9 protein-coding genes and 1 pseudogene are annotated in these 11,027 nt (G+C 38.2%); 6 read left to right on the top strand and 4 right to left on the bottom strand.

The features are described 5' to 3' along the window. The 4 genes from AAX15_RS09495 to AAX15_RS00930 form a co-directional block, all read left to right on the top strand. A partial coding sequence (locus AAX15_RS09495; RefSeq protein WP_046938682.1) for a hypothetical protein occupies positions 1 to 1,353 on the top strand: 1,353 nt, incomplete at its 5' end. Further along, positions 1,346 to 3,184, top strand: a complete 1,839-nt coding sequence (locus AAX15_RS00935) for a dynamin family protein (protein ID WP_046938681.1) — start codon at positions 1,346 to 1,348, stop codon at positions 3,182 to 3,184. The genes AAX15_RS09495 and AAX15_RS00935, both read left to right, overlap by 8 nt. 189 nt (positions 3,185 to 3,373) lie before the next feature. Further along, positions 3,374 to 3,508 carry a hypothetical protein gene (locus AAX15_RS09665; RefSeq protein ID WP_268988586.1) on the top strand — a complete coding sequence of 45 codons (135 nt, stop codon included), beginning with the start codon at positions 3,374 to 3,376 and terminating at the stop codon, positions 3,506 to 3,508. A gap of 167 nt (positions 3,509 to 3,675) precedes the next feature. After that, positions 3,676 to 4,029, top strand: a complete 354-nt coding sequence (locus AAX15_RS00930) for a hypothetical protein (RefSeq protein WP_329956733.1) — start codon at positions 3,676 to 3,678, stop codon at positions 4,027 to 4,029. Positions 4,030 to 4,169: 140 nt separating this feature from the next. Here the strand turns inward: AAX15_RS00930 and cysK are convergent, their stop codons facing one another. Continuing rightward, complete coding sequence (gene cysK, locus AAX15_RS00925) at positions 4,170 to 5,120, bottom strand: cysteine synthase A (protein WP_046938680.1); 951 nt, start codon at positions 5,118 to 5,120, stop codon at positions 4,170 to 4,172. A gap of 99 nt (positions 5,121 to 5,219) precedes the next feature. Next, complete coding sequence (gene cysZ, locus AAX15_RS00920) at positions 5,220 to 6,038, bottom strand: sulfate transporter CysZ (protein ID WP_046938679.1); 819 nt, start codon at positions 6,036 to 6,038, stop codon at positions 5,220 to 5,222. A gap of 152 nt (positions 6,039 to 6,190) precedes the next feature. Here cysZ and zipA point away from each other — a divergent pair, with 152 nt between their 5' ends. Both zipA and ligA read left to right on the top strand, forming a co-directional pair. Next, entirely contained in the window at positions 6,191 to 7,177 is a 987-nt protein-coding gene (gene zipA, locus AAX15_RS00915) for a cell division protein ZipA (RefSeq protein ID WP_046938678.1), read from the top strand. A gap of 110 nt (positions 7,178 to 7,287) precedes the next feature. Next, a complete protein-coding gene (gene ligA / locus AAX15_RS00910; RefSeq protein ID WP_046938677.1) occupies positions 7,288 to 9,306 on the top strand; it encodes an NAD-dependent DNA ligase LigA in 2,019 nt (672 codons plus the stop codon). Positions 9,307 to 9,766: 460 nt separating this feature from the next. Here ligA and cas2 read toward each other — a convergent pair whose 3' ends face one another. Both cas2 and cas1c read right to left on the bottom strand, forming a co-directional pair. Further along, the gene (gene cas2, locus AAX15_RS09575; RefSeq protein WP_139989619.1) at positions 9,767 to 10,060 is read right to left on the bottom strand and encodes a CRISPR-associated endonuclease Cas2; all 294 of its coding nucleotides are present in this window, start codon (positions 10,058 to 10,060) and stop codon (positions 9,767 to 9,769) included. An 84-nt stretch (positions 10,061 to 10,144) separates the two neighbouring features. Then, positions 10,145 to 10,998: pseudogene (cas1c, locus tag AAX15_RS00905) on the bottom strand (type I-C CRISPR-associated endonuclease Cas1c); the annotation flags it as partial. Positions 10,999 to 11,027 lie beyond the last annotated feature (29 nt).

The raw sequence follows: 11,027 nt of genomic DNA, 5'->3' as shown, positions 1-11,027 counted from the left end.
AATCAATTATTTGGTAGCGCAAAAGGAGAGGAAAGCGATCCAAGAAAAGTTATTGCTAAAGTCACTGATACATTAAATGCTCAAGCACACAGTGTTTTTGCAGATAATCAAGATGAAATGATGAAAAAAGTCATTGAGTTATATAAAAAACATAGCGTAATTTGTACATCTAGTGTCGCTTACACGATGTTACAAAACTTTACTCTGCAATCACAATGGGATGAAAACACGCAACACGTTTGGTTGCAATTTAAGAAACATTATCGTGATTTTTTTAGTGATGACACAACAGCAAAAATGGCATTGGAAGAATTAAGTAATATCAAACGTATTAAACAAATTCTTGTTGATGTTCAGGCTCGCAAAGAGCAAATTCAATCACAAAAACGTCAATCATTAATTTCTAGCAAAATTAATGCCTATAAAGAATTTGTTGATTTCATTGCTAGCTATATCGAAAACCGTATTGATGATATTGAAAGTAAGGATATTAATTCTGAACGTCAGAAATTAAAAGAATTTGAAGAGCAGCGTGATGATAGTGAAGATATGATCAATACGGAATATCGTCGTGCAATCCGTGATTTTTCTAGTTTGCAAAATAGTTTAATCGCAATTTTAGATCGTGAAACAAAAGATTTTAATAAGCATAATAAAGTTGAAGAAAAAGAGCGAACAGAAACTTATGAAGACTGGGAGTGGGATGACAGTGCCTTATGGGGAGGCATAAAATCACTATTTGGCGGTAAACGTGAGAAACGATATTTTAATCGAACAAGAACAATACAAGAAGATGTGATTAATGCTGGACAAGTCAATAAATTTATTCGAGAAATCCGCGATACGATAGCTAATAAACTATCGACACGTAATGATGAATTTCGCAAAGAATGGGAAGATGATTTAGTGCGTACCATTTTTGCCGGTATGCGACAAATTCATTCGGAACATCAACATACGGAACGTTTGGATCGTAAACAAATTAACGGCACTATTCAAAATGTATTCTCTAATATGCCGAGAGCGGATTTTAGTGTTCGGGATACCATGCCGGAAAGTTTGAAAAAAACAGGGACATTAAAAGACAGTAGTGCGCGCTCTTTTGCTAGTGAAGCGGAAGATTATATGTTTGAAAAATTCAAACCAAATATTCGTCAAGATATTACAAATTTTATTGAAAACACAATTGATACGCTTAATAAACAAGAGGTTTCTAAATTGATTTTAGATAAATTATCTAAAGATATTGCTAAGCTTATCCACGAACTTGAAAATAAAGAAGAATCCATCGCTCGTTATAAAAGAATGCAAAAAGATTTAGCTGTATTACAAAAAGAGGTTCCAAATGCGTAATGAATTAAAAAAGATAGCAGAAAATATTGAGCAAACATCTCGTATTGGGTATTTATTTAGTAAAGGTAACGTAGTGAATGCCCTTACAGAGCAACTTACAAAAGTAGAAGAAAACATCACCGCTCTTGAGGCTGAAAAAGAAAATGTTGAAAATAACTTAGCTCAACAAACTGAAACTTTAGCAAGTGTAAAACGTAATTTAAAACGTAAGGAAGATGAAATTGAAGAGTTAGGTGAAGAAATTGATGATCTTCAGGCAGATTTAAGTAAAAAGAAAAATGCGCTACGAGAAGTGGAAGAAAACTTCGCGGATCTATCTACCGAGCATGACGATCTGACTCAAAAACATAAAACATTATTAGAAAATGTTAAGAAAGAAAGAACGGTTACAAAATTACGTGAAAACTTAGTTGGTGCATTAATTTCCGCGAAAAATGAAAATGAGCATTTAAATAGTTTTCGCCAAATCTTTCATAATGAATTTTTACCTTTTGCGTCAGAAGAATCTTCTTTGCAAAATGAAGCAGGTGCATTGCTCAAATTGCAAGAAATCGAAAAAGAGTTAGCAATGATAAGTGGCTTACCATCATTCTATTCAGCTCGAGCTATTGCTGTAGGTGGTGGATTTAGTGCTGGGAAATCAGAGTTTATTAGTAGCTTTTTTAAGAATCCTGACTTAAAACTTCCTCGCTCCATCGAGCCGACAACGGCAATTCCGACTTATGTGGTTAATCAAAAAAATAAAAATCAAACAGAGGTTAAAAATAGCTTAATTGGCATTAATAATAATGGGGCAGCGGTTGATTTATTAAAAATTGATCCTGATTTAACGCAAAAATTAAGCCACCAATTTATGCGTTCATTTAATTTCCCATTAAAAAGCATTATGCCTTATATGTTTTTAACAACAGAATTAACCTATGAACACATTTGTTTTGTGGATACACCTGGATATAATCCGACTGGTTCACACACTTCAGAAGATATGGCAGTGGCAAAAGAATTTGTAGCAAATGCTGAGGCTTTAATTTGGTTAGTGGGAGCCGATGTAAATGGCACGCTTCCACGCACAGATATTCAATTTTTGAAAGATGTGCTTGGAAAAACCAAGAAACCAGTCTATTTCGTGCTAAATAAAGCTGATGTAAAACCTGAAGCTGATATAGTTAAAATTATTAAAGAATTTAGTCAAGTATTAGAGCGAGAGAAAATAGCATATATTGGTATTTCAGCTTATGATTCTTTAGAAGGTAAGGGATTACTTTATTATAAAGGAAAAGGTAAAAAGGATATTTTTGAATTTTTAAATTCAATGAATAAATCCTCAAATAAACAAGATGAAATTTTGCATAAACTTTATGAAGTAGAGCGTGATTATCAATTTGCGATTAAGAAAGATATTAAGCAACGTAAAGCTATTGAGAAAGCCTTGGATAATATCACCTTTGATTTAAATGAAGCAAATTTTAAACGGGGTCAACATAAAGTTTATGACCAACTTGAGATCGTTGCAGAATCATTTAATACGAAAACAGAGGAAAAACATTTGAAAACATTGGAAAAATTAATGACTAATTTTACCAATGTCATTAATCAAATGTTTGGTAAGGTTTCTCAAGTTAAACGCCCGAATATCAATATAGCTGATATTGAAGTTGAAGGGTTTGAGTTTGATGAAGATAATCTAAAAGAATCTGAAGTTCATAGTTCTAAAGAAGATGAGCTAAAAGAATTTGAAGTACATAATTCTAAAGAAGATGAAGTGAATGATAAACAATTTGAAACATTCCATGGGAGTTATTTCCAGCGATTTTTTAGTACATTTAAATAACAATAAATTATAGTATTTTATTTAAAAATTTTTCGATTAGCTTATTCATTTATAATAATTTTGTAGTGTTCAACTAATTCTAATAAGTTTATTTGATTAGTTGATAACTACAGTTTATTTTCTTTTGAAATTTACGAATCTGACAATCTATCCTACAGTAGTCCCATTCTCTCCCTATTGGAGCCTATTATGTTACTTGCAGAACAACTCGAAAATTTGACGGCTTATTACAAAGAAAATCGTGATACCTTTAACGATAACTTTCGCTTAAAAATGCACCGTACATTAAGCTGGTTGAAAAAGCCAATGAAGAAGACAATTTAGATTTCAAATTTATCGCACTTTGGATTGCCTTTAATGCAGCCTATGCCGATGAGTTAAGTAAAGAAGAAATTGAACGTAAGGTATTTCATCAATTTATTACTCGCCTTTGTGAATTGGATTCTGAACATCTACTTTATGGAATTATCTGGGATGAATTTCCTGGGACAGTGAAAACTCTACTAGATACGCCTTATACATTCCAACCATTTTGGGATGCTCATAATGATCTATTAGCAGGAAAAGAATGGAAAGCAATGTTTTCTGCAGCGAAGAAAAAAGCCCATTTTGCTTTTGAAGAACAGAAAACAGCAGAAGTATTGGAAGTGGTATTTGGGCATTTATACACATTGAGAAATCAACTTATACATGGCGGAGCTACTTATGAAAGTAGTACCAACCGTAAACAGTTAGAAGAAGCCTGTGCATTACTGTCATTATTCATACCTGCAATGGTAAAAATTATGTTACGTAATGATTCAGAGCCAAGTTGGGGAAAACCTTTCTATCCTGTTGTAAAATAAATTTATTTCTTACTGTAATTTGCGAACCAACCTTGCAATCTAGTTATCTATAATTCTCACCAATCTGATATCATTCAGATTGAACTCCTTTGGTCTAGGTAAAAGTGCGGTGAAATTCACCGCACTTTGTTATTTTTGGTTTAGCCCTCAATCCCTTCAAACAATGCTGTGCTTAAATAGCGTTCAGAGGCTGAAGGCAAAATAACAACAATGAGTTTATCAGCAAATTCTGGTAATTTAGCTAGGCGATCTGCAGCCGCGACAGCTGCACCAGATGAAATCCCTGCAAGAATGCCTTCTTCCGCCATTAAGCGACGAGCTGTGGCAAGTGCGGTATCACTATCAACGGTTTCTACGCGATCAATAATAGATAAATCTAAATTTTTTGGAATAAAACCAGCACCGATGCCTTGAATTTTGTGTGGGCCTGGTTTTGCTTCTTCACCCGCTAAAGTTTGAGTAATGACAGGAGATTCCACTGGCTCAACCGCAACAGAAGTGATTTGTTTACCAAAATCTAATTTAATCGAGCGAGAAATACCCGTAATCGTTCCGCCTGTTCCTACTCCAGCAACAATAACATCGACTTTGCCATCAGTATCTTTCCAAATCTCAGGGCCTGTTGTTTCTCGGTGAATTTGTGGATTGGCTGGATTTTCAAATTGTTTAAGCATGACATAGCGGTTTGGATCAGAAGCAACTATTTCTTCCGCTTTCGCAATCGCACCTTTCATTCCTTTTGCGCCTTCAGTAAGCACTAAATTCACACCCAATCCACGCAATAAGCGTTTTCTTTCTAGGCTCATTGTTTCTGGCATGGTGAGTGTAATTTTATAACCTCTAGCAGCTGCAACATAAGCCAAAGCGATACCTGTGTTACCGCTCGTTGCATCTACAATTTCTTTTCCTTTCGTGAGCGTACCATCTTTTTCTGCTTGCCACACCATATTCGCCCCAATGCGGCATTTTACGCTGTAGCTTGGGTTACGCCCTTCAATTTTCACCACCACATTGCCGTTGTGACCAAAGTGTTTTAAACGCACAAGTGGCGTATTTCCGATAGAATAAGAATTGTCTGCATAAATTGTCATAATATTTCCCTTTCGTTTGACTTCGTTAATGTTGATTTATTTATAGCACCGCACTTTTGATTAAAAAAATAGTTATTTGATCTATTTTATAACCGCAAGCTATTTAACAATCCCTGTATTTTCTGAACGAACATCAAGCCCTGTTTGAGATGAGGAATGACTATTCATATTAAAACGTAAGGCATTACGATAATTTTCCACCCACATTACCGTCGCACCACATACTGCAACAGGCATAATTAATAAATTAATCACTGGTACAAAAGTACAACAAGTAACCAATCCACCAAAAGTTAAACTTTGGGTTCGTTGATTACCAAGCGCATTTTTCATGATATCAAAAGAGACTTTATGATTATCAAAAGGATAATCACAGTATTGAATTGCCATCATCCAACAAGTGAACAAGAAAGTAAGTACAGGCACGATGGTTTGCCCAACCAAAGGAATAAAACTCAGTAAAGACAAGGCTATAATTTTGGGTAGGCTATAACGTAATTTTTGCCATTCTCGAGCAAGCATACGAGGCACATCTCTCATTACATCCACAAAACTATCATCATTAATATTTTCACCTGTCAGCATTTTTTCTACTTTTTCCGCTAACAAGCCATTAAATGGGGCGGCAATAAAGCCGGAAAGTGTGGTGAAGGTAAAATAAAATAGCAATAAAATCGTTAAAATGGACAGGGTTAACAAAATTACACTGAGAAAACTAAGCCAGTCCGGAATAAAATTCATCACCCAATCAATAGCACTCGTAATTTGGCTAATAAAAAGCCAAAATAAACCACAAAGTAAAACGGTATTAAGCAAAATTGGAATAATAACAAACCGACGCAAACCTTTTTGTGTAATATAATGCCAGCCCATTACAAAATAATGGAAACCAGATTTTAATTCATTGGGGTTCAACATTTTTCTTTCCTTTCAATAAAAATACGCCTAAAACAGACCGCTCTTTTCCCTTAAAATTCCACGCATTGAAGTATTTTTTCACCTACTGAAATATGGTAGGATTAGCGCTACTAATAGCATTCTCGCAGGACTAGCACGCGTAAGGAATAAAGATGGATTTAAATACAATTTTGATTATTGTGGGCATTTTGGCACTTGTTGCCTTAATCGTGCACGGATTATGGTCAAATCGTCGTGAGAAATCAAAATATTTTGATAAAGCTAATAAATTTGACCGCACTTCTCATGTGCAAAGATCCCATACGCAAGAAGAAGCGCAACCAACAAATGCTAATTTGTCTCACGTCACTACAGCGCAAGCAAATGCACCAATTCGTCATCAAGTAATGCCCAATGCAGCTGTGACTCAAGAACCTGTTGATTATAGACAAAGTGAAAAAAGTGTCGATGACATTAAGATTTCAATTCCAAATGTTCAACCTGTTTATGATATGGGAAATCATCGTTCTGAGCCGTTAAAGCCGACTCAACCACAATATGATATGCCGACATCAAATAGCGTTGCGAATATGACATTGGAACAAATTGAAGAACAAAGCCAAAATGCTAGTTTCAATGGAATTAATTCGTCATCACCAGAATTAAGAGCGCAACTGGCGGAATTAGCTCATGAAGAACGTCAAGTGGACTACAACGTATCTTTTAATGAACCAAAAGCAGAAACAACAGCTAAACCGAAACAAAAAACTGGATATATTCAACTTTATCTTATTCCAAAATCTAGCGACCAATTTAACGGTGCGAAATTAGTACAAGCACTTGAAAACTTAGGCTTTATCTTGGGTGAGGATGAAATGTATCACCGCCACTTAGATTTAAGTGTGGCAAGTCCAGTTCTCTTTAGCGTGGCAAATTTAGAGCAACCAGGAACATTTGATGCTTACAACTTAGTAGATTTTAGCACAATGGGAATTGTATTCTTTATGCAACTGCCATCACCAGGTAATAATCTCGCTAATTTACGAATGATGATTCGCGCAGCGCATACATTAGCTGAAAATTTACAAGGCATTGTGCTTACTGAAGAACAAGAAATCTTTGATGAAAATGCAGAGCAAACATATCTTGCTCGCGTGTAAATTCATACCTTAAATTTACCGCACTTTTATCTTTATTGAGACAGGCTTTATGCCTGTCTATTTTCACTCTAAACACACAAAAAGTGCGGTCATGTTTCCCCGAGAATTTTATGACAAATATTCAAACTCAAATAGACAATCTACGCAAAACCTTGCGCCAATATGAATACGAATATCACGTTCTAGATAATCCAACCGTTCCTGATAGCGAATATGATCGTCTCTTTCACCAACTAAAAGCATTAGAACTAGAACATCCTGAATTTCTGACTTCAGATTCCCCAACTCAACGTGTGGGTGCAAAACCACTTTCTGGGTTTAGCCAAATTCGTCATGAAATTCCCATGCTCTCTTTGGACAATGCTTTTTCAGATGAAGAATTCAATGCCTTTGTAAAACGCATTGAAGATCGTTTAATCGTATTACCTAAACCACTTACCTTCTGTTGTGAACCTAAACTTGACGGTTTGGCAGTGAGTATTTTGTATGTAAATGGGGTTCTTACCCAAGCAGCCACTCGTGGCGATGGCACCACAGGCGAAGATATTACAGCCAATATCCGTACTATTCGTAATATTCCATTACAACTTCTAACAGACAATCCTCCAGCACGTTTAGAAGTACGAGGCGAAGTTTTTATGCCACACGCGGGATTTGAGCGTTTAAATGAATATGCGCTAGAACATGGTGAAAAGACCTTTGCTAACCCTCGTAATGCTGCAGCAGGCTCTTTGCGTCAGCTTGATCCTAATATTACAAGTAAACGCCCATTGGTATTAAATGCTTATGGTATTGGGATTGCTGAAGGCGTTGAACTGCCAAGCACTCATTATGCTCGTTTGCAATGGCTAAAATCTATCGGTATTCCAGTGAATCCAGAAATTCGTTTATGTAATGGTACGAATGAAGTTTTAGATTTTTACCGAGATATTCAAAATAAACGAAGCTCGCTGGGTTATGACATTGATGGAACAGTATTAAAAATCAATGATATAGCCTTACAAAATGAGTTAGGATTTATTTCTAAAGCACCTCGTTGGGCAATTGCTTATAAGTTCCCAGCCCAAGAAGAATTAACGGTGTTGAATGATGTTGAATTCCAAGTTGGCCGAACGGGTGCAATCACACCAGTAGCTAAATTAGAACCCGTATTTGTTGCAGGTGTTACAGTAAGCAATGCTACCTTACACAATAGCGATGAAATTGAACGCTTAAATATTGCTATTGGCGATACTGTTGTCATTCGCCGAGCAGGCGATGTGATTCCACAAATTATCGGTGTATTACATGAACGTCGCCCTGATAATGCTAAAGCAATTATTTTCCCGACAAATTGCCCTGTGTGCGACTCTCAAATTATTCGTATTGAAGGCGAAGCAGTAGCACGCTGTACAGGAGGATTATTCTGTGCTGCACAACGAAAAGAGGCTTTAAAACATTTCGTGTCTCGTAAAGCAATGGATATTGATGGTATAGGCGGAAAATTAATAGAACAATTAGTCGATCGAGAACTGATTCATACACCAGCGGACTTATTTAAACTTGATTTAACTACGCTCACACGCTTAGAAAGAATGGGCGCAAAATCTGCAGAAAATGCTCTCAATAGTCTTGAGAAAGCCAAAAGCACGACTCTTGCTCGCTTTATTTTTGCTTTAGGCATTCGTGAAGTAGGTGAGGCCACTGCATTAAATCTTGCAAATCACTTCAAAACTTTAGATGCGCTTAAAGCCGCTGATCTTGAGCAACTTCAACAAGTGCCGGATGTAGGTGAAGTTGTGGCAAACAGAATTTTTGTATTCTGGCGTGAAGCGCATAATGTTGCCGTTGTTGAGGATTTAATCGCACAAGGCGTACATTGGGAAACCGTGGAAGTAAAAGAAGCCAGTGAAAACTTATTCAAAGATAAAACCGTCGTCCTCACCGGCACCCTCACTCAAATGGGTCGCAACGAAGCAAAAGCATTACTACAACAGCTAGGCGCAAAAGTAAGTGGCTCAGTTTCCAGCAAAACGGACTTCGTCATCGCAGGTGACGCAGCTGGCTCTAAACTCGCCAAAGCGCAGGAACTAAATATTACAGTATTAACAGAAGACGAGTTTTTAGAGCAGCTTAATATTTTAAATTAGTTAAATTAAAATCGTATGAACAAAAGCGGCCAAAAATTATCATATTTTTGACCGCTCTTTTGTATTTAAATGTTAAGTTATCAATTTACTGACATAGTCATTTGTCTTCTTTCATCCTTACTTAAATACGCAGCTGCCCGTATTAATGACGGTAATTTGATTGTGATTACAGTTTCAACACACAGCCGCGCGGAGGCGGCTGCTTATAGATGTGGATAACTATTGCAATCGTAAATGGTTTCAACACACAGCCGCGCGGAGGCGGCTGCTCTCTACATAAAAAAGCAAGAAAAATCAGCGTATTAAACACTGTATTTCGCTAACTGATTTTATGATAAGGAGTTTAATAAGTATAACGGTCATACCGCCGTTATACAAATAGATTAACTTATTCAAATTGTTAAAGAAAATAAGGATCGCTATCCCATCAGGGTTTTAATGAGAACAACAGGTTAGCGAACTAAATGACAAGCACGTCTTTAAATACATCTATTGCTGGTTTTGCCCCATGATGTTCCACTTTATTACGCCACTTACTGCCTAAATGATAAAAACGCAGACTGTCACATGTAGGGTCGTAGGTTTCCAACAGTTTGTTTTTCAATATGACCCACTGGTCAGGCGTGACATCACATTCAAATACCGAATATTGCGCCCGCACGCCGTAATCTAAGCAATGTTTTGCAATGCGGCGCAATCGCGCTTGCCCATTTGGATCATCAAAAGAAATGTCGTAAGTAATCAGCATTAACATAGTGTATCTCATCAAAAACGGCGGGTATTCCGCCAAATCCCCGCGCAGATGACGCGCCAAAAGCATCGCCTGAATATACGGCAGCAGCCCGATTTCTACTTCTTCGCCCAAAAACGGATGAACGATTTTCTCCTGCTTTTTCGCCTGCAAAGCTTGGAACAACAGCTTACGCGCATCGGCTTTCAAACTTACCGCGCCGCTTGCTTCGGTAACAAAATCCTGCGGTTTGATTTGCCCGCGGTTAATCAGCGACAGCACCAACCTGTCTGCCCACCACGCGCGGAATTCTTCCAAAATATCCTGCGCCAAACTGTCGCGCCCCGACCGGTCGGCATGCAGAAAGCCTACCTGCGGATCCAGCCCCACGCCTTGCAGCGCGCCGCTGATGTCCTTGCCCAACAAACTGTACACAAACGACAACAGCGCATTCACCCCGTCTCTGGGCGGACGGCGGTTGCGCCCATCAAAAGAAAAGCCGCTTTTTTCGCTCAAAAGCTGCCCGAACACGCCGAAATAACGCGCCGCCGCATCGCCCTCAATCCCGCGCACCCGTCCAGCTCCGCTGCGCTCTTCAACTGCCGCAGCGAAATGTTCAAAGAATCGACCGCACTTTGAATCGCCGCATTCTCGCCATAATTGCGAACCTGTCGCTGAAGCACCCGCTTGCCCGCCTGAATCTTCGCCGCAATGATATTGCGCGCAATCGGCACGGGATTTTGCTCCGACACCCGATACTGCGCCCGACGCAACAGCACATTGCCGCTCTGCCGCCCCTGAAACCGTCCCAAGAAACGTCCGTTTTCGGTAAAAAACGCCAAATTCACATTATTTTCGCCGCAAAACCCCAGCAGAAACGGCGACACCAGCACATTCCCAAAACAGAAAATATGCCCGATGGAATGCACCGGTAACTGCGCCACCTTCTTACGCTCCTGCTCAACCACCAGCGTTTCCCGCTCCTTATGCA

The organism is Haemophilus haemolyticus (genome assembly GCF_001008275.1).
Lineage (GTDB): Bacteria > Pseudomonadota > Gammaproteobacteria > Enterobacterales > Pasteurellaceae > Haemophilus > Haemophilus haemolyticus_P.
The sequence above is the reverse complement of the archived record's forward strand: the minus strand, read 5'-3'. Positions and strand labels throughout refer to the sequence as shown.

What these genes read in the sequence shown, in the direction of transcription:
- cysK (WP_046938680.1), bottom strand. Translation starts at nt 5,120, where the DNA reads ATGACAATTTATGCAGACAATTCTTATTCTATCGGAAATACGCCACTT.
- cas2 (WP_139989619.1), bottom strand. Translation starts at nt 10,060, where the DNA reads ATGTTAATGCTGATTACTTACGACATTTCTTTTGATGATCCAAATGGG.
- ligA (WP_046938677.1), top strand. Translation starts at nt 7,288, where the DNA reads ATGACAAATATTCAAACTCAAATAGACAATCTACGCAAAACCTTGCGC.
- cysZ (WP_046938679.1), bottom strand. Translation starts at nt 6,038, where the DNA reads ATGTTGAACCCCAATGAATTAAAATCTGGTTTCCATTATTTTGTAATG.
- AAX15_RS09665 (WP_268988586.1), top strand. Translation starts at nt 3,374, where the DNA reads ATGTTACTTGCAGAACAACTCGAAAATTTGACGGCTTATTACAAAGAA.
- zipA (WP_046938678.1), top strand. Translation starts at nt 6,191, where the DNA reads ATGGATTTAAATACAATTTTGATTATTGTGGGCATTTTGGCACTTGTT.
- AAX15_RS00935 (WP_046938681.1), top strand. Translation starts at nt 1,346, where the DNA reads ATGCGTAATGAATTAAAAAAGATAGCAGAAAATATTGAGCAAACATCT.